The sequence below is a fragment of the Streptomyces sp. NPDC093109 genome, assembly GCF_040701725.1.
GTDB lineage: Bacteria > Actinomycetota > Actinomycetes > Streptomycetales > Streptomycetaceae > Streptomyces.
The window spans coordinates 162,867-186,699 of record NZ_JBFBEZ010000011.1 but is presented as its reverse complement, the minus strand read 5'-3'; the positions used below and the strand labels follow the sequence as shown (position 1 = coordinate 186,699).

Annotated in this window: 10 protein-coding genes and 2 pseudogenes; 11 read left to right on the top strand and 1 reads right to left on the bottom strand. The window is 69.5% G+C overall.

All coding sequences use genetic code 11. The annotated features are described in order from the left end of the window. Positions 1-228 precede the first annotated feature (228 nt). The 3 genes and pseudogenes from AB0389_RS13840 to AB0389_RS13830 all read left to right on the top strand — a co-directional run. Positions 229-2,394, top strand: coding sequence for an ATP-dependent endonuclease (locus AB0389_RS13840; protein WP_366395583.1), 2,166 nt, complete (start codon positions 229-231; stop codon positions 2,392-2,394). After that, complete coding sequence (locus tag AB0389_RS13835) at positions 2,391-4,205, top strand: UvrD-helicase domain-containing protein (protein ID WP_366395582.1); 1,815 nt, start codon at positions 2,391-2,393, stop codon at positions 4,203-4,205. Before AB0389_RS13840 ends, AB0389_RS13835 begins: the two co-directional genes overlap by 4 nt. A gap of 689 nt (positions 4,206-4,894) precedes the next feature. After that, positions 4,895-5,871, top strand: a pseudogene (locus AB0389_RS13830) (IS30 family transposase); the annotation flags it as partial. A gap of 155 nt (positions 5,872-6,026) precedes the next feature. Here the strand turns inward: AB0389_RS13830 and AB0389_RS13825 are convergent. Beyond that, entirely contained in the window at positions 6,027-6,941 is a 915-nt protein-coding gene (locus tag AB0389_RS13825) for an AraC family transcriptional regulator (RefSeq protein ID WP_366395581.1), read from the bottom strand. 142 nt (positions 6,942-7,083) lie between these two features. Between AB0389_RS13825 and AB0389_RS13820 the strand changes: the two genes are divergently transcribed. The 8 genes and pseudogenes from AB0389_RS13820 (at position 7,084) to AB0389_RS13785 (ending at position 23,521) form a co-directional block, all read left to right on the top strand. Continuing rightward, a complete protein-coding gene (locus AB0389_RS13820; protein ID WP_366395580.1) occupies positions 7,084-7,494 on the top strand; it encodes an organic hydroperoxide resistance protein in 411 nt (136 codons plus the stop codon). Positions 7,495-7,681: 187 nt separating this feature from the next. Further along, positions 7,682-7,942, top strand: a pseudogene (locus AB0389_RS13815) (IS30 family transposase); the annotation flags it as partial. A gap of 61 nt (positions 7,943-8,003) precedes the next feature. Next, a complete protein-coding gene (locus AB0389_RS13810) occupies positions 8,004-8,282 on the top strand; it encodes a hypothetical protein (protein WP_366395579.1) in 279 nt (92 codons plus the stop codon). Between the two features lie 735 nt (positions 8,283-9,017). After that, positions 9,018-10,532 carry a hypothetical protein gene (locus AB0389_RS13805; protein ID WP_366395578.1) on the top strand — a complete coding sequence of 505 codons (1,515 nt, stop codon included), beginning with the start codon at positions 9,018-9,020 and terminating at the stop codon, positions 10,530-10,532. 51 nt (positions 10,533-10,583) lie between these two features. After that, positions 10,584-14,213 (top strand): hypothetical protein, encoded by a 3,630-nt coding sequence (locus tag AB0389_RS13800; protein WP_366395577.1) that lies wholly within the window; start codon positions 10,584-10,586, stop codon positions 14,211-14,213. 17 nt (positions 14,214-14,230) lie between these two features. Then, positions 14,231-17,875, top strand: a complete 3,645-nt coding sequence (locus tag AB0389_RS13795) for an AAA domain-containing protein (RefSeq protein WP_366395576.1) — start codon at positions 14,231-14,233, stop codon at positions 17,873-17,875. Continuing rightward, positions 17,872-21,018 (top strand): hypothetical protein, encoded by a 3,147-nt coding sequence (locus AB0389_RS13790; RefSeq protein WP_366395575.1) that lies wholly within the window; start codon positions 17,872-17,874, stop codon positions 21,016-21,018. The genes AB0389_RS13795 and AB0389_RS13790 overlap by 4 nt, the downstream gene beginning before the upstream one ends. Positions 21,019-21,091: 73 nt before the next feature. Further along, positions 21,092-23,521, top strand: a complete 2,430-nt coding sequence (locus AB0389_RS13785) for an ATP-binding protein (protein WP_366395574.1) — start codon at positions 21,092-21,094, stop codon at positions 23,519-23,521. Positions 23,522-23,833 lie beyond the last annotated feature (312 nt).

Sequence of the window (23,833 nt, the reverse complement as noted above, 5' to 3'; positions counted from 1 at the left end):
CCAGAGTTCATCAGGAACCAGACGCTTCGACAGATCAGCACCCACGACAGACATCATGCCGTACGAACCCTCAAGCCACGTGAGACACCCTCTTAGGGGAATTATGGTGAAAAGATGCGGCCGTAATCCCGAGGGGGTGACGGCATCTCATGGGGCTTGTGACTCCCCTTGCTGTGCGCTTTCTCCCTCAGGCGCCGAGGGCGTGTGTGAGAGCAGCAAGGAGCCGCGATGACCCAGACCAGTGAGCCGCCGCATGCCATTCCGGGCCCGCGAGACGGCTCCGCCGAACCACGCGGGACGGTCGTCCCGGTGCCGCCCCGGCTCACCAAAGCAGTTATCCGCAACTTCCGGTTGCTCCGCAGAACCGAGCTCTCCTTTACCGACAAGGTGACGCTGTGCGTCGGCCGCAACAACACGGGAAAGACCTCGCTGGCGAAGCTGTTCGAATTCTTCGTGACGAGGAAGAAGGCCGCGCTGCGCATCGAGGACTTCTCCGCCGACTGCTACGAGGAGTTTCTTGCCGCTCATCGCTTCTTCGCCTCGGGCGAGGCAGAGCAAGCGCGTGACACGATCCCAGCAGTCACCCTCACCCTCCATATCTCCTATGACAAGGACTGCGGCCAGTACGGCCCCCTGGCTCCCTTCGTGGTGGACCTTGAGCCTGACTGCTCCGAGGTGGTGATCAGGTTCGCCTACGCGTTGAGGGACGGTGCCTTGAAGGAGTTCTTCGGCGGCGTGCCGGTGGGGCCGGATGCCACAGCCACGCTTGAGCGGCTGGGCAGAGGCATTCCGAAGCACTTCGAGATGTCGGTGATGGCGGTCGACCCGACCGATGAGGGGAACGTCCGCCCGGTTGACCTCGCGGACGTGCGCACCCTGGTGAGGGTGGACTTCGTCGAGGCACAGCGAGGGCTGGACGACGAGGGCGAGGGGCATGCCGCGCCGATCGGAGCTGTCTTCGAGCAACTGCTGACCGCAGCCGAGAAGAGCCAGAACACGACGTGGCTGGAGGAGCTCGCCGCGAGCATCGACATGACGCTCGTGGACACCTCCGGCAGTCTCGACAGCAGCCTCCAAAAGGTCCGCGAGCGGGTGGCGCCAACGTTGAAGGCATTCGGCTATCCGGGTCTGGGCAACCAGGAGTTCGTCACGGCCGCCCGGCTGGACTCCAAGAGGCTGCTCAGGAACTTCGCGCGCATTCACTATCCGGGGGTGGCTGGGGTGCAGTTTCCGGAGTCGTACAGCGGCCTCGGTACGCGGAACCTGGTGATGATTCTGCTCAGGCTGTTCACCTGCTATCGCGACCACACGGCGACCTCCTCGGAGTCCGGGATCCATCTCGTCTTCCTGGAAGAACCGGAGGCCCATCTCCATCCGCAGATGCAGGAGGCGTTCATCCAGCGACTCACGTACTCCGTCAGCCTGTTCCCTCGAATCGATGCACAGATGAGAGCGACCATGCCCGGGCAGGCGGGAGCGGTCGAGGAGAGCAGCACGGCAGGCGACAGCTGCCCTCGGTGGAACGCCCAGTTCGTGGTGACCACCCACTCGGCACACGTGGCCAACCGTGGACACTTTTCCGGCATCCGGTACTTCCGAAAGGAGGAGGACACCGTGGAGAGCGGAGACGAGCCAGGGCCGGCCCGCACTGTCATCAAGGATCTGTCCCAGGTGACCGGCGACGAGAGGTTCCTTCGCAAGTACCTGACTCTCACCCGGGCCGACCTCTACTTCGCGGACAAGGCCATCCTCGTCGAGGGCGCCAGCGAGCGTGTCTTCGTCCCGGCTGCGGAGGAGAAGTTGGCGGCGAGGCGGCCCGGAGAGACGCCCCAGCACCAGTACGTGACCTATATGGAGGTCGGCGGGGCGTATGCCCACAAGTTCTATCCGCTGCTGAAGGTTCTCGGGATCCCGGCCTTGATCATCACGGATCTCGATCCCGTCGACGACAGGAAGCCCAAGGGCGGCAAATGCCTGGTGTCCGAGTCCGGACGCACGTCCAACCAGTCCATCAGGGCGTGGTCCCCGGAGATGGCGGACATCACGGTGGCCGGACTGCTGCGGCGGGCTGAAACGGACCTGCCGATCGCCGGCGGCAGCATGTGCCTCGCCTACCAGGTGCCGGAGGAGCCAGGCGGCCCGTGCGGCCGCACTTTCGAAGACGCCTTCGCGCTGGCCAACCGGGCCCTGTTCGGTATTCCCACGGGTGACGCTCCCACCAAGGAACTGGAGCAACAGGCCCGCAGCAGCGTGGAGAACAGGCGCAGCAAGGTTGACTTCGCCCTCGACCAAGTCCTCCGAGACCACGACTGGCAGGTCCCGAAGTACATCAGGCGCGGCCTCGAATGGCTCATGGCACAGGACGGAACTGCGACGAAGGCGGACGTCCAGTGACGACCGAGGCGGAAGACGTCACGCGCACGATCCTGACGGCTCTCCAGGAATGCCGTCACTTCAAGGTGGAGGCCGGCGCCGGTGCGGGCAAGACCAGCTCACTGATCGAGGCCCTCCAGAGCATCCTGGCTGACCGCGCCCGCTACCTCCCGCGGTCCCACCAGCGCATCGCCTGCATCACCTACACCAATGTGGCCCGCGACGAGATCATCAACCGTACCGACCGCAGCCCGTACGTGTTCGCCGAAACCATCCACGGCTTCATGTGGCAGCTGCTCTCCCCCTTCCATAAACACCTGTTGCGCCACATTGTCGAGCTGGACACCATGCTGTCCAAGATGGAGGGCCATACCTCGCTGGACGGCTACACCGTCGAGTACAGCACCGGCTTCCAAAAAGTGGACCACGACACCCGTCGCGTGCAACTGGGTCACAACGATCTGCCCGTCCTCGCGAGGGCGCTCTTCGCCCTTCCCAAGTTCCGGGCCCTGGCTGCCGACCGGTTCCCGATCATCTTCGTGGACGAGTACCAGGACACCCCCGCCGGCCTGGCGGAGGCCATGCTGGGCACGCCAGGCGATGAGGCCACTGAGCGTGGCCCCCTCTGCGGCTTCTTCGGGGACCACTGGCAGCAGATCTACGACAACGCCTGCGGGGCACTCCAGGACACTCGCACGACACCGATCTTCAGACAGCGCAATCGACGCTCACAGCGCGCCGTCGTGAACCTCCTGAACACGATGCGTCCCGAACTGACGCAGACCACGGCGTCAGGAGTTGGCGAGGGCACCGTCGCGATCTATCACACCAACGAATGGGCCGGGACAAGGCTCACCCACCACCGGAAGGGGCAGCTCGGCTGGGACGCGGCCCACGCGGCTCGGAAATGGGTACTGGACGACGTCCACGACCGGTGCTGGAGTATCGGAGAATCCGGCCACGATGCCCAGGCGCGGGCGGCGGAGCCCAGCACCAAGATCCTCATGCTCACGCACGAGACGATCGCCGGCGAACTAGGATACCAGAAGCTCCACGGGGCCTTTCGGCGCAACGATTCCTACGTGAGGAAGGAGGACCACGCCATGGCCTTCTTCATGGACACACTCGAACCGGCACTGCTTCACCACCGGAACAAGCGCTACGGCGCGATGTTCGACGCACTCGACCCCCGCGGCCGTCCACCCATCAACTCGACGGCCGACAAGCAGGAATGGGTGGAATTCCTGACAAAGCTAGGGAAGGCCCGAGAGACGGGCACGGTCGGCGACGTCCTCGACCTCTGTCTTGAGCAGCAGCTCTTCGACGGCCTGGGGAAGGTGCGCGAGCGTCACCGGAAGGCTGTATCACCATCCGACACCGACCCGCAGGCTGTGAGTGACGGCAAGGCCGAAGTTCGGGCGGCGGCTCGGGCGAAGGAGTACCAACAGCTACGCCAGGTGCCGTACGCGGAGCTGCTGGCGTTGAACGAGCACCTCGGCGGCGGCACGCCCTTCGCCACACAACACGGAGTTAAGGGGCTGGAGTTCGACCGGGTGCTCGCTGTGGTCAGCAAGGGGCACTCCCGCTTCCAGATCCCTGAGATGCTGGCCAACTTCTCCAGGCGCGACGAACTGGTGGACAAGGAACTGGAGGCGTTCATCAGGGCACGCAACCTCTTTTACGTGGCATGCTCACGGGCCAGAGAGCATCTGGCCATCCTCTTCACCACGAAACTTGAGCCCGCTGCACTGGACACCCTTCGGGAGTGGGTCGGCGATCCGCGGATCACGTCGCTCAGGTACGACGGGGACACGGTGGTGGGTAGCGAATGAGGGGGCAAGACAGACCGCGCGGATCCCCGAAATCAAACCGCCAGCCCCTGACAAGCCGCCCCTAAGGTGCGACGGTGGCTGCTGTAGCGCCCCCGTGTAGATGGCACGCGAGGAGGCGCGAAGTGCCCTGCTACGAGTGCCTTCCTGGGTTTCCGTAATCTGGAGGCGCAAGACGGAAGGGCACTTGGGGCCAGCAGGGGAGTGTGGAGAATCTGGTGAGCTTCTCCGTGATCGACCGCTGGATCGAGGAGTGCTCGGTGGAGAAGACTCTGTAGCGCGTACCCACAGCCATATCGCCTCTGGAGCGCCGGCCGAGGGCGCCAGTGCCATCAAGACCCGTCACCGCGTGTAGCGATGACGGGTCGCGATCCCACTGTAAGTCTGCGACCTATACCCGGCCGGGGCGACTGAACCTCGGGTTCAGCTCGACCTTCTCCTCGTTCGGCTCCCACTCAGGTCGGAAGTCCGTATGGAAACGGTCGGTTGGGCTACAACGACTGTGGCCGCGCTTGGTGGGTGCGTCCTAGTGTTGGGCTACGTCCTCGATCAAGTGCCCGCGCTTGCTGACAAGGCGGTGCGCGCTATAGCTGCCGTTCGTCGGCTTCGTGATGAGTGGCAGCGAAGGTGAGGCCCGGTCACTGGCGCTTGGGTTCTAGTGGTTGTCGCAACACCCCAGTTCAGGGGATGCGATGGACTTCAGAATCCGGGATATCCGGACAGCTCAAGGGCCGAAGAAGCTGCTGCGTGAGCGGGAGACATACTTCCGGCTCATGCAGCAGGGCTTCAGCAGCGAGCACGCGTGCCAGATCGTCGGCGTCAACGCGAAGACCGGGCGGCGGTGGCGCAACGGTCGCAGCGCTGACCGCAAGCAGAAGGCGGCACCACCGGTTCGGCCGGTGGTGCCGCCTTCCGGCACGTCCCGGTACCTGGACGAGGCGGACCGGATCTACATCGCCGACCGGCTACGGGAGAAGGCATCGGTCCGCGCGATAGCGGCCGAGCTGGGCCGCAGTCCTCCACGGTCAGCCGGGAGATACGCCGCAACCGCACGAACGGGACCCGCGGCCTGTGGCACTACCGGCCTTACGCCGCCCAGGCCCACGCCGATGCCCGCCGGCCCCGGCCCAAGCCGGGGAAGATCAGCCAGAACCTCGAACTGTGGGACTTCGTCCAGGCCGGCCTGGACCGGCGGTGGAGCCCGGAACAGATCTGCCAGGCTCTGCGGATGACCTTCCCCGACCGGCCGGAGATGCACGTGGTCCACGAGACGGTCTACCAGGCCCTCTACGTCCAGGGCCGGGGCGAACTACGCCGCGAGGTCGCCCGTGCCATGCGCTCGGGACGCACCCGTCGCAAGCCCCAGCGGCAGGCGAACTGCCGCCAGCCCCGGTTCAAGGACCCCATGGTCATGATCAGCGACCGGCCCGCCGAGGCGGAGGACCGGGCGGTGCCCGGCCACTGGGAAGGCGACCTGATCATCGGCAAGGACGGCGCCTCGGCCATCGGTACCCTCGTCGAACGCGCCACCCGCTACGTGATGCTTCTCCACCTGCCCGACGGCCGTGGCGCCGAGGAGGTCCGCGACGCGCTGGTGACCACCGTGAGGACCCTGCCCGGCCACCTGGTCCGCTCGCTGACCTGGGACCAGGTGTCGGCGTACAGGTCGACGTGCACAAGCGTGTACGGGGAAACGTGCACAGCTCCAACGGTCTTGCGCCGTGGGGACCGTCGGATTGCGACCGTGGTGGACAGCGAGCGGTCAGCGGCAGATCAGGCTTGCGTCCAACAGGAGGCCGTCGACGTCAAGGTGTGCTGACCGGACTACCTCCGCGACTGCTGGCGGTACCGACCGGGGGCCAAGCCGTACTCTCGTTTGAACGCTTTGGCGAAGGCGAATTCGGAGGTGTATCCGGTGCGCTGCGCGACGGTCTGTACCGGCTTGTCGCTGTCGCGCAGCAGTCGCGCCGCCAGCGTCATCCGCCACCAGGTCAGGTAGCCCAGCGGCGGTTTGCCGACCAGCGAGGTGAACCGGCGGGAGAAGGCCGCCCGCGACAGTCCGGCTTTCGCGCCCAGCGCTTCGACCGTCCGCTGCCCGGCGGGTTCCTGGTGGATATGGCGCAGCGCTTCGGTGATCGCCGGATCGCGCAGCGTCGCGGCCCACCCGGTGGCCGGGCCGTCGTCGGTTTGCTCGTCGAGCCAGGCCCGCAGGATGTACAGCAGCATGATGTCCAGCAGGGCCGATACGACCGCTTCGGTTCCGTGGTCGGGGTTGGCGATCTCGTCGCCGAGCAGGTTGACGGCAGCATGTAGCGGCGTGCGGTGGCCGAGACGTGCCGGAAGGTGTATGACCTCGGGCAGTTCCTCGAACAGCGGATGCGGCCGGGTCTGGTCGAGCGTGTACGCGCCGCACAGCAGGACCGTAGTGGCCCCTTCGCCGTCGTCGGCACTGGGCGCTATCTCCCGCAGGGACGCCGAGTGTGCGCCGGTCAGGGACGTCGACGGACTGTCGGCTAGAGCGTGCCCGCAGCCGTGCGGAAGACACACCACATCGCCCACGCTCAGGGCGATCGCGGCGCCCGTCGGCGGGATCAGCCAGCATGTACCTTCCAGCACCACGTGGAAGCCGGCCCCGGAGAACGGCTCGGCCCGCACTCCCCACGGAGCGTGCTTGCGGATTTCAGTGGAATGCGGGCGCCCCATGCGCATGACGCCGATCGCATCGCTGAGCACGTCCATCGTCAGATCGTATCGCGAGGCCGCTACACGCAAGACGACCAGATATGAAACGGAGACGGTGAGCCATGGAGAGCGGCACCTGACCTCCATACGCTGAGTGCGCCAGACAGATTGACCGATCGGTCTACCAGAAGGGCAGCACATGAGCCTGTACACCGCCGTCGCGACCGCGACCGGCCGCGACGGCCGCGCCGTCAGTTCGGACGGCAAGTTGGACGTCGAGCTGGCCCTCCAGAAAGAGTTGGGCGGGACCGGAGACGGCACCAACCCCAAGCAGCTCTTCGCGGCGGGCTACGCGGCCTGTTTTGCCACCTCCATGCAGCTGGTGGCGCAGACGAAGGAGATCGACGTCTCGGGCATGTCGGTCACCGCCGAAGTCGGCCTCGTCCCCAACGGGCAGGGCGGCTTCCAGCTCGAAGTCAGCCTGCGGACGAAGCTACCGGACAGCCTGCCCCGAGAAGTCGGTCGCGCGCTCATCGAGGCCACCCACCAGGTTTGCCCGTACTCCAACGCCGCGCGCGGCAACATCCCGGTCGAGCTGCTCGCCGAGTAACCGCCGCCCGCTGAACGCCATCTGGACCGCAACCGCCAGAGTGCGCGATCCAGGTGGCGTCGTCTTACCCGCCTGCCCCACGGCGCGGGGCAACGCCTATTGGTCTTGAGACCAGCTCATTTCGCACCGAGACCCCTGTGTACGTTCGGGCGTACCTGACTGTGCACGTTTGCCTGTACGCCGACACCAGGGCAGCGAGATGGCCTCCCACGTCTCCTTCACCGTCGCCACGGACGTCCCGGTCTATTTCTGCGACCCCGCGAGCCGCTGGCAGCGCGGCTCGAACGAAAACACCAACGGCCTCCTGCGGCAGTACTTCCCCAAGGGCACCGACCTGGCCGGCCACAGCCGTGAGCACCTCGACGCCGTCGCCGCCGAGCTCAACGGACGCCCACGCAAAACGCTCGGCTGGGAAACCCCGGCCGAGCGTCTGCGTCAACTCCTCTGAACATCCGGCGAACCGGGCAGATCCAGGCACCTGCCGGGCAAGCAGGACCTAAGGTAATGGCATGGCAGCGTCAGAATGGGAACGACTCACCCGCGCTCGCGGAACCCGGCGCCTGAGCATCATCGCGCGGCACGTCATCCGACGTCCCGTGCTGATCGCCGGCCTCGCCGGTCTACTCATCCTGTTCAACCTGGTGAAAGACAGCTTTCCCCTGGCCTACGGCCTCGCGGCCCCGGCCGGGACCATTCTGATCATGGCGAGCATGGGCCGCTTTCGCGCCAACGCCGAAGACCCGGCACACGAAGATGCTTCACTTCCCGCCGACACCGACGGGAAGTGAAGCAAGACCCCGCAACCAGCGACACACCACTACCAGCGTGTTGCAACGACCGCTAGAAATCGCCGCGCACGTCCCGGGCCTTTCCTGGCGCCGCGATGCGCTCCTCGGCGGAGGTGAGGGAGCCGACGGGGGCAACGAGGTCACCCGCCCCCGCGCGCGCCGCCAAGGGCTTCTACCGCCGAAGCCGACAGGTGAGGGCTATCCTCGGGGTTGCCTCAACGGAGTTTGGTGAATACGAACAGGAGCAACACCAACCGTAGAGTCCGGTTGAGCTTCTTCGGTTAGTGAGGCGCTTCGGCGGCACTGTAGAGGGCAAGTCCGGCTGCGCCAACTTTCTTGTGATCCTCCGTGTCGGTGATGGCGACGAAGACCCGCGATGCGGTGACAGGCCTGTCGGCCCAGACCGACGGCGACCTCACCCCGCTACCTACGACCATCGGCCCCGACTTCGCTGGGACCGGCGGCGGCAGCACGGCCCCGCTGATCGCCGGCGTCGCCATCGGCCTGGTTATCTTCGACGGGGTGGTGCTGTTCCGGGGACGCGAGACCTGCCGAGCTCCGCCTCCCTGCGGCGGCACAGGATCTGCTGCGTCACGTTCTGACGGACCTGCACATCGCGCTGCAGCAAGGCGCGACCTACCTGGCCCGGACGAACGTTTGCGACCAGGTTGAGATCGGCACCCGCGAGGACCGCAACAAGGATGATGTCCGGACTGCGATGTCACATCGGGATTCTTGGCCGAATTTTTTGTTGTTCCGAAAAATCGTCAGGATCACGATAGTGTGCCGACCGACTACCGAGCTCCGGGGGACGTGCAGTTGGCAAGAGCGGGGCAGAAGCGACTGTTGCACGACGCGGTGGTCGTCGTGCCTGGCATCATGGGGAGTGAGCTGGTCGACACGGCGAACGACACCAAGCTCTGGGGGGCTCCTCACCTCTTCCGCTACACGGCCCGGATGCAGCTCGACCGATTCAGGTCATTGGCCCTCACCGACGACGAACGCGCCGGACGCACCGGGCGGATCAAACCGCGGGGACTGCTCTCCGTCCATGAGTGGTTTCCCAACCTTGGCGGGATCGAGCCGTACAGCAAGCTCGTCGGGGATCTCCGGGCTAACGCTGTCCATCCCCAAGCGGTGGCAACCTTCGCCTATGACTGGCGGCTGTCGGTCCAACACAATGGCGCCAGGCTCGCCGAGTTCGCGAGCCACCACCTGGCGGCCTGGCGTGCCCATCGTGAGTACGGCAGGCACATGGTGAGATCGGGGGAAGACCGGCCGGGGCAACTCCTCTTCGTCGCCCACTCGATGGGCGGGCTGCTGGTCCGTGAGGTGTTCGCGACGCCGGGGGCGGCGGACGAGGTGGCCGGTGTGCTCACTGCGGGCACTCCCTTCGCCGGCTCCGTGAAGGCAGCGGTCGTCCTCAGCACCGGCCGCAACGGCGCCCCGTGGCTTCCGCGCGAGCAACTGCGCACGATCGGCCGGACCATGCCGGGGCTGTACGACCTCCTGCCCGGCTACCGGTGCCTGTGGGACGGCGACGAGACCAGGCGTCTGGCGGCCGCGGACTTGGTGGCGATCGGCGGCGACCCGGACCTCGCGGTCGAGACACTGTCCTGGCAGCAGCGGCTGGCAGACGTTCAGCTTCGTGACCACAGCCTGGTGGTCGGTGTCCGGCAGCCCACGCCCGCCAGCATGCACATCAATTCCGGAGAGGCCGTCACTTCTGAGGAACTGCCGAGGCGCAAGGACGGAATTCCGTTGCGGCATCCGGACGGCAGCTCGATGCGCCAGGTCCTAGGCGGCGACGGCACCGTCTGTACCGCCGCCGCCCAGCACGGCGAGGCCCGCGAGATCCCTGTTGCGCGTAAGCACGGAACGCTGATGTCCGGCAATCTGGTGCGCAACATGGCGGTGTCCGCGCTCAGTCGCATCCGCGGATTGGAGGAGCTCGGCGACATTCTCGGCGACGGAAAGTTCACCCTCGACGCGCCCGAGGCCGTCGGGCTCGGCGAGGGGTTCACCATCCGGCTGGCAGGCACCTCGAACCCCGCCGCCGTGAACTGCACGGTGGAAGAGGTGACGGGATCCCGTGTCACCGTCCGCGCCCCGCTTCGCCGCGACCGCGAGAACGCCGACACCCTCTCCGCCGCCTGCGTCCTGCCCCGGCCCGGCCTCTACCGCATCGAGGTCTCCGGGGGCACCGAACCCCTCTCGCACTACATCATGACCGCGGCCGCGGACGTCTGACCGATGACTGGTCCACAATCCGGTGCAGACGACGGCGATGCGTACACCGGCGTGGCTGACACAATGCTCAGCAGTGGGTATGGCGAGGACCACGTGGCGGAGATGCCGATCTTCGCCGTCCCTGTCGATACCTTCAACGGCGCAGCGGTGAAGGACGTTGCCGCCACCGAGGAGGCCGCTCGCATCACAAAGCTGCTGGGTCAGCTCGGCGCGGTCGCCCGTCCGTGGGAACGGGCGGTACCGACCGACCTGACAGCTATCGACGACCGGCTGGCCGACTGGGCCGCAGGTGGCGGCGCCAGGACCTCGGCGCTGCTCTGGATCGGCCACGGCAGATCGCTCGGGGACCGGGCTGAACTGCTCGTTCCGGCACGGGCGAACAACGAGCGGGATGCCGGATTCGTCCCGCAGAGCCTCGCCCGCCACCTCGACGACGAGTACGGGTTCCGGGAGGAACGGCACTGGGCACTGGTCATGGTGGAGGCCTGCGGCGCCGCCGGTTTCATGGACCAGGTGGAGGGCGAGCTCCGCTGGCTGCGCCACACCACCAGTGGGGATTTCGGAGCCCTGCTGATCGGGTCCGGAGAGAACCACGGCCCCGGACATCTCGGGACCCTGTACGCCGAACTCGCCCGCGTCCTGGCCGGCTACACCGACCACGACGCCGAAGTCCGCCCGGCGGACCTCGCCTCCCGGCTCGACGGCCGCCAGGGACTGGTCGTCAAGCAGATAGGCGTCGGCCGCTCCCTACCGCTGCGCCGACGCCCCGTGCGGCCGCTGCCGGTCACGGCCACGGTCGAGGACTACCAGCGCCTCCACCGTCTGCTTGATGCGTCGGGCGACAGCGCGCTCACCCATTTCCTGCGCAAGGGGGTGTGCAGCGGGCCTGCCGAGCTGTCCTGGGGATTCACCGGCCGCGCCGCCGACCGGGAAACAGTCGCCGCGTGGCTCGCCGACACGGCAGCGCCGGACATCCTCGCCGTCACCGGAGACCCCGGTGTCGGCAAGTCGGCGTTCCTCGGCAACCTGCTGATGCACGCGCACCCTGAGATCGGCAGCGAACTGGAGACAGCGGGTTTCGGCGAGAGGCTCCAGCAGGGACTCGGACTGCCGCCGTTCGACGTGGTCCTGCACCTCACCGGAGCCGATCCCCACGAGGTGATCGCAAGGCTCATCACCGTATTCGGCGCCCCGGACGCCCTCACGCCCGGGCGCTCCCCCGAGAGCCGCCTCAGCGCACTCGAAGCCGCGCTGAGCGAGCGGGGACCGGTGCACGTCCTCGCCGACGCCCTCGACGAGGCGGACGAGCCACTGCTCGTTGCCGACCTGCTGCGCGAGCTGGCCCAATTACCCGGCGTCCGGCTGATTGTCGGCACCCGCCCCGACGCAGTCCCGTCGGCACCGGGACGGACGCTGCTCGACGCACTTGGCGAGGGAACCGGGCAGGCGCGGGCGCACCGGCTGACAGGAGATCCGGCAGCGGCCCGCAGCTACGTCGCGGCGAGCTTGCGGGAGTTCGGCGATCCGGAGGCCGTGGCGTTCGTCGCGGTGACCGCGGCGGATCGCGTATCGGACGGATCCTGGCACTTCCTACAGACGGCGCTCGTCGTCCAGGAGATCGAGTACCGGCCCGAACTGCTCACCCCCGACCTTCGCCCGGACCTCGATCGGCTGCTGACCCAGGACGGGCGCGGACTCCTGGACAGTGCGCTCGCGCGAATCACCGACGCGTTTCCCGCCGCGGAACACCTGCTCGCGGCCCTCGCCCACACCCACGGCCGCGGCGTGCCACGTGCGGACCACGTGTGGTCCACCATCGCCGGGGCGTTCGCCCCGGACGGCGCGGTCCCCGCCGATACTGACATCACCCGCCTGCTCGACCGCGCCGCCGCCTACGTCCTGCTCGACGGTGACGAACGGCAGACCGTGCACCGCCTCGTCCACCGCACGTTCGCCGATGCGCTCAGGGCACGGTCCGGGGCCGACCGCAGGGTCGCAGTCGTCCGCGCCCTGACCGAACTCGTCGAGCACAGGGCCGAGTTGGCCGACAGCCCGGCCAACAGCTACCTCGCACGCCATCTCTCCGGTCACGCCGCCGCCGCAGGACCCGCGGGCTGGCGCGAACTGGCGGCGTCCACGCGCGCCCTGGACGAGACGGCGCTGCCCGATCTCGGCCGGGACGTCCTCGCGGCCCGCCTGACGCTTCCTGCGGGAGGCTCCGCCGAGCATCTCCCCCCAGAAGTGCTGGGCAGCCTGACCGCGGCCCCGCTGATCCGTGCCGCCCGGCCCGCCGACCGACCGGGCCTGCGCCAGCTGGGTGCCCTGCGCACCACCGGCCGGCTGCCCCAGGCAGGCCCCGGGGCGTCGTGGTGGGTCAGCTGGGGCCTGCTGCGTCGCCACGCCCCGCACCTGACCCTCGGCGGGCACACGCGGCCGGTCCGCGCCCTGGCCTCCTGGAACGAGGGCAGTGACCGGTTCGTCAGCGGCGCGGAGGACGGCTCGGTCATGGTCTGGGATCCGTGGTTCAGCCACGCCCCGATCGCGGTCGTGCCGGGTCCGCCCCGCGCAGGGCTGACGGCGCTGGCCGCCCTCCCCCCGACCGACAGCGGCCGCGGGCCGCTGGTGGCCGTCGCCCACGGCAATCGGACCGTTCGCGTGTGGGACGTCTCCGCCGGACCGCAGAAGGTCGCCGAGTTCGACACGCCGACCTTCGTGACGGGCATGGCCGTCACGAAGGGTGGGAGCGGACGGCTGACGCTGGTCGGACCGCAGGGATACGTCGCCGTGGTCGACCTCGACGAGCAGGTGCCACGCCCCCGCTCCGCCCAGCCCTACGGCAACCCGCACACCGTCGTCGGGGTTGACGCGCGGCGCGTGGTCACCAGCACCGACACCCACCTCGTCCTCTGGGACGTCACCGGGGAGAGGCCGAGACGGGTGGCGAAGGTGCCCACGGCCGACTCACAGGCTTCGCTCACCCTGCTGCCCGGTGCCGGGCAGCAAGCACGTCTGGCCGGCGCCGACACGGTGGGCGGCGCGCGCCAGGTGACCTTCTGGACCCTGGACGGGGAAGACCGCTTGGTGCACGACGACGCTCCCATGGCCACCGGAGCGGCCGACCTGGTCACCCTCGCCGGTATCGCAGGACCCGGCGACACCCCGCGGCTGCTGACCACGACCAGGGACGGTGTCCTCCGGCTGTGGGACCTCACCACCCGCAGCAGCGTCACCGAGATCCGTGCAGACGGACCCGTCGGCGGTGCCCGGCTCGCCACCGTCGCCGGACCACCCGGCCTCGCGGAGGCCGCCCTCCCGGTCACGGCCAGCTCGCTGGACACCCGGATTCGGGTCTGGGACCCGACGCCCCACGAGGCCACTGGCCTTCCCCTCGGAACCGCGGATGGGCAAGGCGTCACCCGCATGCTCGCCGCCGACGGCGAAGAACTGATCACGGTCCGCTGGGACGACGGGACTGAACGGACCTACGCCGCCGCCGACGGCACCGAGCGACGGACCGGCGGCGCCAGGCCCGCGCCGCTGCCCCCGTGGGACATCGACCTGCCGGACAACCTGGGGGGCCCCGTACGGGACCGGGCGGCACTCGACCGCGGGCGGACCGCCGTGGCGGTCGCGGACGGAGTGGCGGTGCTGGAGACGGCGCCGAACGAGCGGCAGGCATGAGAGGAATCAGGTTTCGGATGGTGGCATTCGACGGCGCGAGCCCTCAGGAGATCATTGACAAGCTGTTCGTGGGGAAGGACGCGCCCTACGGCCCGTACGAGTGCGTCAGGACGCCCGAACCGATAGGCGACCGCATGCTGTGGGCCACGCTCCAGCGCCCCGGGGACGAGTCCGACCTCTTCGACGCCTTCCTGTTCAGCAACATCTTCGGCGTGGCGGGCGAGCTCTGGGAGCACGAGGTCCGCAACCTCCTACGCCTCCAGGCGATCGGACACCCCGCGCTGCCGGAGATCGTCGACGGGGGACTCGATGCCGGACTCGGCGTGGCCTTCACCATGACGCGCCAGATCGGCACCCGGCTGAGCGAAGCCTGGACCCGGGACGGCTTCCCGCAATGGGTGAGGAACAACCGCGGCCTCGCCTTCGAGCAGTACAGCCTTCTCGTCGACGCACTCAGTCAGCTGCACGGAGCACGTATCCTGCACCGGAACCTGACTCCCGGCGCGATCACCATCCGCCAGAACGTCGATGGGCGCTACGCCTTCGCCCTCGGACGGTTCGAGATGAGCGCGCTGCTCGGCAATCTGGTCAGGACCCTGTACGCGCCGTCCAGGAACCACGAGTACCGCACCCTGATGAACGCGCTCTACCTGGAGCCGCCCGCAGGCATCCAGCGCGCCCATCACCTTGCCTACCTCGCGCCCGAGACATGGCCGTCGCTCTTCGACGAGATGCCCGAGCCCCGACGCGACTGGAGTAGCACGGACGTCTTCGGCCTCGGCGTGTTCGGCTGGGAACTGTTCTGCGGGCCGCTCGCCGAGACGCTCACGGAGTCGTACGCCGCGGTCTCCACCGCCGGTCCGGGCGAGCTGCTCGGTGCCCTGGAGACCCTGCACACGAAGATGCGCCGGCATCTGCAGACCCAGTCCGGCCGGGGCATCCCCCGGGAACTGGTCCGGGTCCTGCTCGGAATGCTCGACCCGGAGCCCGGCGCGCGGCGCTCCTCGTTCGAGGCGGCCCGCTCGCTGGAGGAGAACTGGGGGTCGATCTGTGACCTGTGGGAGGAGAACGACCCCGAACGGCAGCCGTACCTGGTCGCGTTCATGCCGGCCGAGTCCGTCGACACCGTGTACCGGCAGCGCCAGTGGATCGCCCACAGCCCCGAGGAACCCACCGGCCGCGACGAGCTCCGGGACTTCCTCACATGGGAGCTGCGGCAGGCCGAACTGGTGTGGTCCCCGGGCGGTGCGAAGGGCTTCGTCTCCGGGCGCGAGGAGCGCCTGCAGCAGGCCGAATGGGCGCTGATCGGCGAACAGGCCGTCTGGTTCTGCGCGTTCCTCTACGACGAGACGCTCTCCGGACAGATCCGGGCCCAGCACACCCGCACGCTGGTCATTAAGTACCTGGTCGACCGGCGCTTCGCTCAGGAGATCCTCGCGGCCCGGCCCCGGCGCCGGATCGGCAGGATAGACCTCGTCGCGTACCGAGCACGGCAGGACCTCCGCGCCCACTTCGAGGGCCGCCCCGACTGGACGCCGCTGACCGAAGCCGTGAAGGCCGGCCGGGCCGCCCACGACCCCGGGAACCAGCAGTTGCTGAGGTCCATGGAGTTCATGCTCGACTACCAGGGCGCCATGCAACGGGCCCGGCAGTACCCGTACACCAGAGTTCCGGAGGGCAGCAGCGGCAGCACCCACATCCTGCAGATCGACCGTGACCGCGACCCCGAGTACCGGCACAGCAACCCCCTGCTGACCGCCTTCGCGGCCGATCCCCGGCGACGCCCGGCACTCGGCGACTTCGCGGCCTCCCTCCTGGCCGAGCAGGCGGAGAAGGACGGCGAGGTCGTGCTCGACGTGGTGGCCGGGGAAGGCACCCCGTACTTCGGCCGCGACCGGGTGCACGTCTCCCTGGTCGGCCGCAGGGACGCGGACACCGTGGAGGTGCGGATCTCCGACGCGCGGCACCTTCCGCCCACAGGCTGGCTGAGGCCCGCGCAGGACCGGGGCACGGCGATCCAGTTCAGCCGGATGGCGCGTGGGGTGGAGGCCCTGCGGCAGAAGCAGGGGCTGATGCGTGCTCTCCACTCGCCCTCGTCGATCACCATCAACCGGGGCCAGTGGCACCCGGACGATTCCGACGAACGGTCGCAACTGGCCGGCAACGCCGAGAAGATCATCGGGAAGATGCTGGAGTCCCACCCCTTCTTCGCACTCCAGGGCCCGCCCGGCACCGGAAAGACGACCGTCGCCACCCGAGCCGTCCAGCGCTACCTGCGGGCCGAGCCCGGGGCACGGGTCCTGGTGAGCGCACAGTCGAACGGTGCGCTCGACCACCTCGGGCTGCGGCTCGTCGAACAGCTGCGGACCGAACTCGCCGAACGGCGCGTCCTGCTGCTGCGGGAGATCCCGGACTCGCGGGGGATCGACAGCCTGCCTCCGGCCCTCCAGCCGTACACGCTGACGCGACTCTCCGAGAACCTCCGGGACGACATCCGCCGGGCCCCTCAGCGCATGGCGGACCCCGGACCGGACGGGGCGGGCATCGGCCGGGCGGAGCTCAGGCTTGCCCGGGAGTGGGCCGACCTGGTCGGCAACAACCTGCTGGAGGTCTCCGACAGGATCAAAGCAGGTGCCAACATCGTCCTCGCGACCTGCTCGATCGCCGGCACGTTCAGCGAGGAGATCCGGGACGCCTCCGACATCTTCGACTGGGTGCTCATCGAGGAGGCCGCCAAGGCCTGGCCCACCGAGATCATCATGCCGCTGGTGCTCGGCGTGCGGTGGACGCTCATCGGCGACCACCGCCAGCTCGGCCCGCACCGGGCCACCGACGTGCGCAACTTCCTCGAAACGCTGCGGGAGAGCGGCAACGTACAGGTCGCACGGCACGTCGAGATGGCCGAGAGCTACCTCGCGCACCTGGAGCTGTTCGGGACGCTCTTCAGGAAGGACGAGCAGCAGCATCGCCCCGGCTCGCCGCTGGACAAGCTCGAGCAGCAGTTCCGCATGCACCCCGACATCGCCGAACCCGTGGCGCGCGCCTTCTACCAGCAGCGCGGCGAGGACGGGGCGGTGAGGTACGAGCCGACGGGCCTGCCCGCGACCTTCCTCACCACCCCGTTCACCGGATACGCCAAGCGCCACGGGCTGACCGCACCGCCGTACGTCGCGGGCAGCCCCCTGGTCTGGCTCGACACCTCGCGCCGCCCGGACTGCACGGACAAGCCGTACTGGAGGAACGACGGCGAGGCGCAGCTGGTCACCGAGCTCGTGGAACAGCTCGCCGGTACCGCCGACAGCGACTCCCTGGACCTTGCCGTGCTCACCCCGTACAGCCAACAGGTGCGCGCTCTGGGGCAGTTCGGGAACTTGCGGAACCGTGTGCACACGGTTCACTCGTTCCAGGGGCAGGAGGCGGACCTGGTGATCGTCTCACTCGTCCGCTCCACCGTTCAGGGCCCGGACGTCCGCCACAACGTCGGGCACGTGGCACAGGCCGAACTCGTCAACGTCCTGCTGTCCCGGGCCCGCAAACTGCTCGTGGTGGTCGGCGACCTGCCCCACTTCGAGGAGCACGGCGGCGAGGCGTGGAAGCAGGTCACCACGGTGTTCCGCCGCATCGGGAAGATCAAGGACGCAGCGCAGGAGCCGCTCGGATGAATGTCACCATCGCTGTCCCCGTCCGCGCCGTCACCCTCACCCTGGTGCTCGGCCCCGAGCACGGCGCGACCACCCTGGAAGGACTGGCCGCCCGGGCCGTCGCGGCCGGCCGTCGGACGGTCGCCGACCTCGCCGACCTGTTCACCCTGCCCCACCGGGTGATGCTCGACGTCGTGCACGGCCTGTGGACGAAGGGGTACGTCTCCGTGGACTTCTCCGAGGGGCGGCTCGAACTCACCGACACCGCACGGGACCTGATCGCCCGGGGCTCCGCCCTCGACGACGCGGGAGCCCAGCAGGAGCAGCGGAAGTTCGTCTACGAGCCGATCACCGGCAGCGTGTTCACCTACGCCTCGTCCCTGTCCTCCCCGCCCGCCGGAGCCATCGAGGTCCCGGTCCGCCAGGGCATCGGCACCGATGACCTGCCGCGCGGCGAACTGCTGCGCGCCGTCCGCTCGGTCATCCGGTACGACCGCCGCAGCCGCGGCCTCCGCCGGAATATCCTCGACGTCTCCTTCGGCAACCCGCTCCTGAGCACCGACGGCTCGATGCGCTGGCTGTCCGTGCGCGGCACCGTGCACAGCGACTTGGACACCGGGCGGCTCTCCGTCGAGATCTCGGACGACTCCGAGTGGAACCAGCAGGCCAGGGACCGGTTTCGGAACGAGATCGCGGTCCTCGCCGAACAGGACCCGCCTCACCCGTTCATCGACCGGCTCCGGGACAAGGCCGAGCCCGGTCGTCCCGCCCGTACCGACCTCGCCTACCTCGGCAGCCGACTCACCCGGCTCGCGGACGCCGCGGCGGCCACGCCGGCGACCAAGCTGAAGCTGGCCCACGAGGAACTCCGAACCGCGGCCCGCACACTCGGCGAACGCATCGACCACCTGGCCGGCTTCCGGGCCACGGCCCAGCCGGTCGCGGTCGGCGAGGGAGTCCGTTGGACCAGGTCAGACCTCATCCGATCGGCCCGCCACCAGATCGTCATCGCCGCCCCGGCCATCGAGTACGGGCCGTTCAAGGAGATCCTGGCGGACCTCGGGGACGCCCTCGAACGGGGAGTCACCGTCGTGCTCCTGTGGGGCACCGCGGTGAACGCCACCCTCCCCGACAAGGTGGCCAACGCTCTCCACGACCTCAAGATCCGGCACGGCGACCGGATGATCTTCAGCGACCGCGGGGCCCGGATCCGGGCCAGCCTGATCGTCCAGGACGACGAACAGGCCTGCGTCGGCTCCCGCAGCCTGCTGACCGGCGACCCCGGCGGCTGCGTGCTCGTCCGGCCCGCCGAGGGCGCCGCCGAACCCGCGCGGTGCGTCGTGGACCTGCTCATCTGGGCGCGCCGGTTCTTCCCCCAATGGCAGACCGGCCGCCGGATCGCTTTCCGGCCCGAGGACCTCGGCCGGAAGACCGCCATCGAGCCGGCCCCTGCGCCGGTCGCCCGGGGCCTGCCCGAGCTCCCCGAGGAAGCCACCGAGGATAGTGCGACCGCCCGGATCCGGTGGGCCGCGGACTGGCGGGACACCGCCGCGCGACTGACCGCCGCCGTCGACGGCCTCCACACCGGAGCTCCTGTGGTCCTGATGGCCGAGGACGCCGAGTACCGGTCCCTCATCCACCTGGCGCTCCACTCCGACGCCCGCCGCATCGCCATCACGGACGACGACGCCGAGCACGACGCCTGCGGCGACGCCCTCGGACGCCACCTGCGGGCACTGCTCGACGACGGCGCGACCGTACACCTCTTCCACCCGGCACCGGCCGGCCCGGCCACCTCCGAAGCCTTCGAGCAACTCACCGCGGCCGTCTGCCGCACACGGACACTGCGCCACGGCAGGGCGACGACCCGGTCGGTGGTGTACGACCGGGCGGTCGTCGTCGGCAGCTCCTCACCGCTCGTACGCCGCTCGCACCGGACGGACGCCGACCTGCTCAGCGGCCACGTCGGCCTGCACATCCTCGGCGCGGACTTCGCCGCCCGCCACACCCATGAACTCGGCATCGCCGACTGGCACGGCGCACCCGCCGAGGACACGCCGACAGCACCGGCCGAAGCGGGCCAGGACCGCGCCTGGGCGGACCTGGACGAACTCCTGCGGGCCCCGGAGCTCCGGCGAGCCGAACTGCGCGGACAGGCCGTCAGGACGCTCCTCGCCCGTTCCCGGGAAGAACCGCAGTGGCGGAGATGGGCGAACTGGCTGGTCGAGGACGCCTGGCACCGCCACGCCTTCGTGGAGGCCCAGCTCCTCGTGCCGCTGACGGCGGGCACGGGCTCGGTGTCGCCCGAGCTGAGCGCCGTCGCCGTGCCGGTCGAGAAGGGCCCGACGGGAGACGCGCTCTACTACGCGGCGCTCGGCCTCCCCGCCCGGCCCGAGGAGCGGGCCGTGTGTCTGGCCGGAGCCATCGCCGAACTCCTGCTGTGGGGCGGCCGGGCGGGCGCGGACGTCTACGCGGAGCTGTCGGCGGGCGCCACCGGGGCACCCTTGCCCGCCGTCTGGTGCGAGCTCGGCGAAAGAGCCGTCGCCCACCACGAGGCCACCGGACAGGCACTCCCGCTGCGCCGGCTGGCCTCGGAAGCCGAACGCACCCGGCGCGTCGAGCAGGTCGACCGGGCCCGCAGCGCACTGGCGCAGCGCATCGACGACTTCCGCCCCGCCCGGCAAACCTTCGCCTTCCGCGGTGGCTACTACCTGCACGATCAGCTGTTCGCCGCGGACGGGCTGATGACCCGCATCCAGGCGGTCGCCGAAGCACCGGGACCGGGCACCGCCGACACGTGCGAGAAGCTCGGGGCGACCCTGCCGTCCGGCCCGGACATCCGCCCGTACCTCGACGAGATCGTCGCCGACGGTCAGTACCCCGCGATCCAGTGGACCAACTACAACCTGATGCGCTACGCGGACCGGGCCGCCGGCATCGTCGACGACGCCCGCGAGGTCGTCGCACTCATGGCGGAACTCGCCGCGGCCCCGGACGGCGGCACGGCCACCGACGGCCACCACCACGAGCTCACCCGGCTCATCCGCGACCGCTGGGACGAGTTGTTCCGGGAGGCGGAGGCACTGGGGCCGTTGCACGCACAGCCCGCCCTCGCGCTGCTGCACCGACTGCGCCCGCTGAACCGTGCGGAGGGAGCCGCGTGAGAGCGCGGCCGGCCCACCGGAGCCACCCGGCGGACCGCGTCGCGGGAAGCGGCAGACCGACACAGGAGACAACATGAGTATGCCTCTGCGTGACCTGCTCGCCGACTGGACCGACCGATTCCGGCACCAGGCCGTTCTGGTCGCCCTCGCGGCGGACACGGAGCCCGACCCCGAGCAGTTGGCCAGGGCGCTGCTCGACACGTACCACGGCCCGGCCACCCCGACCGAGGTGTACCACCGCCTGCTCGAAGCGGGCGAGTTCGAGCTCGCCGACAGGATGCTGACGGACTGCCGTGAGCTCCGCGAGGACGCCGCCGACCTGAGGCAGGCACTCGGCGGTGTCCGCGCGGTGGCGGGCGAAGCGGTGCGGTTGAAAGTCGGTGAACTGAGGCGGCGGGCCGAGGACGCGGACCTCACGCCGCCTCCCGAACCGGACATCGACGAGCTGGGGGAACGCGCACACCTCCGCACCGCGCCCGTCGCGACCCGACTGGAGCAGTACGAGCGGACCCTGGACCGTGACATCGCGATCGCCGTGGAGACACTGCGGGGGAGCATCCGCGCCGACGAGCGGAGCCCGGCCCAGACCGCCTACGTGGAGGACCTCCTCACCGCGGGCCAGCTGAGGGTCGCCCGCGCCGTACTGGAGCGGGAGCCGCCCGGTGCGCTGCTGCCGGAGGCGGTTCCGCAACTCCCGGCCTGGCGCACGGCGTTCGACCCCGAAGTGGTCCGGCAGGTGCTGGTGGACCCGAGCGCCCCCCGGGTGGCGGAGTACCGACGGTGGGAGCCCGCGGACCCGGACGCCCGGGCGCTGCTGGACGCCTACGACGACCTGATGTCCGAGGAGGGCTGCACCCGGCAGGCAGTGGTCGTGTTCACCTCCGCGCTGGGCCGCTTCCTCGGGGCCAGCCACCGGATCGGGCCGGTCAGCGACCGCCCGGACGGCGCCGGATTCATGACCTCCTTCGACGGGCTCTTCGCCGAGGACCCGCTGCGCCATCTCCACGAGACCGGCCGTGTCGACCTGTTCGTCGCCGCACCCGGCCAGCCGGGCCTGCCGGGCGACCTCGCCGGGCTGCAGCAGTGCGTCGCGGTCGGCCGTGGCCTCGAGCCCTCGGGCTACCTCGGCGGGGAACCCTGCGCCGTGCTGTCCACCCGCGACCTGCTGCGCCTGCTTCCCCTCACCGCGCACCGGCCCACCGCGATGCTCCGTCTGCTGGCCAGGCAGTGGCCGCTGACCGTCCTCGCCGGCCGCAGCCCCAAGGATCTCGACCGGCTGCTCGGCAGCGGCGAGACCCGGTGGCGGCGTCTGCGCTGGATCGTCGACCTCGCGGGCCTCGGCGACGCCGTCGTCGTCGACGAGATGGAGTCGGCGACCGGCTTCGACACCGGCCTGTTGCACACCATGCTGCACCGGGCCGCGCCCGGTCAGCCTCGGACCGCCCTGCTCCCGGGCGGCCGCTTCGCCTCGTGGCAGGGCGACACCGACCTGGTGCGCGCCATGGAGGAGCACCTGATGAGCCGTTGCCAGGACGAGGCCTCCCTGGCCACCTTCTGGGCGGCGCTGTACGTCGCGGAACCCGACGGCCGTGTTCGCATGGACGACGTTCGAGCGGTGGCGTCCATGGTGGTGGTCGCCGGGAAGGACACCGCGACCGCGGTGGCCGCCGGAGCGGCCGCACTGGCCGCCGACGGAATCCTCCGCCCGGGAGGCGAGGACGACCTTTGGCTGCTGCCCCGGGCGAATGTCCTCGGCCTGCTCGCCCGGCACGCCGAGGAACGGCTGACCCATGCAGTCGCACGCCTTCCCGCAGTGACGGCCGCCGAACCCGCGGACGCGCAATCCGCCCTGCTCGCGCAGCTCTCCGACTGGCACATCAACCGGCACCGTCTCGCCCCCGATTTCGCCGCTTACCAGGCCCTGACCGGAGCGGCCTCCACGGACAGCGATGAACTGCTCTCCACCGCCCGCCAAGTACTCGCCCAGACGGAGGCCGGAGACCGGCTCGCGCCTGACGGAACCTCACTGCTTGACCAGGTGCTCAGGGAACTGGCGGCCGAACTGAGCGCGGCCCACGCGCAGGTGGAGGTCGACATCCGCTGCCCAGCCGACGCGTACGCCGCCCTCTCGGCGGACGCCCTGCGAGTGGTCTTCTACGAAATTTTGGAGAACGCGGCTGAATCAGTGTCCTCCATCGGCGGCGGAACCGTACAGGTCATCGTCCAGATCGACGAACCCGACCTCGTCGTCGACATCCTCGACAGCGGGAAGGGGCTCGTAGGACAGTTCCAGGACCGCCCCACCCTGGTTTTCCGGAAGGGACGCACGACGAAGGGGCCCGACCGGGGACACGGGCTGCACCAGGTACGCAGCATCCTGGCAGACGTGGCCGAGGGCCCCGCCGAAATCACCCTCGGAGCTGCTGGAGACGCACACCCGACCCTGCGAGGGGTGCATGTACACCTCGACCTTCCCCAACGCGCAGGCAGGGTCGGCCGGTGACGTCGACGCCCGGCCGCGGCGCTCGCGTCAGGGATTCGTCCTCGTCGCGCCCTGAGATGCGATGAGCCCCGCTGACCGGTCGCCCGGGTCCGTACGAAGGGGTTGTTCGGGAGGCCTCGGCAAGCTGGCGGCCGCGCTCCGTTTTGACGACGGCCAAGGCATGCTCGGGCCGTACGCGGGTTGAGTGCGGCGCTGACCGCGACGGCGCCCTCCCAGACCGTGTCGTTTGTCCCGGCCGGGGTTGCTGGGGGCGCTTTGGCGCTGGTTCGGCGGGGCGTTTAGCCGGAACGCGCAGGGGGAGGTCTTCGACGG

What these genes read in the sequence shown, in the direction of transcription:
- AB0389_RS13820 (WP_366395580.1), top strand. Translation starts at nt 7,084, where the DNA reads ATGAGCCTGTACACCGCCGTCGCGACCGCGACCGGCCGCGACGGCCGC.
- AB0389_RS13825 (WP_366395581.1), bottom strand. Translation starts at nt 6,941, where the DNA reads ATGGACGTGCTCAGCGATGCGATCGGCGTCATGCGCATGGGGCGCCCG.
- AB0389_RS13795 (WP_366395576.1), top strand. Translation starts at nt 14,231, where the DNA reads ATGGTGGCATTCGACGGCGCGAGCCCTCAGGAGATCATTGACAAGCTG.
- AB0389_RS13790 (WP_366395575.1), top strand. Translation starts at nt 17,872, where the DNA reads ATGAATGTCACCATCGCTGTCCCCGTCCGCGCCGTCACCCTCACCCTG.
- AB0389_RS13840 (WP_366395583.1), top strand. Translation starts at nt 229, where the DNA reads ATGACCCAGACCAGTGAGCCGCCGCATGCCATTCCGGGCCCGCGAGAC.
- AB0389_RS13785 (WP_366395574.1), top strand. Translation starts at nt 21,092, where the DNA reads ATGAGTATGCCTCTGCGTGACCTGCTCGCCGACTGGACCGACCGATTC.
- AB0389_RS13810 (WP_366395579.1), top strand. Translation starts at nt 8,004, where the DNA reads ATGGCAGCGTCAGAATGGGAACGACTCACCCGCGCTCGCGGAACCCGG.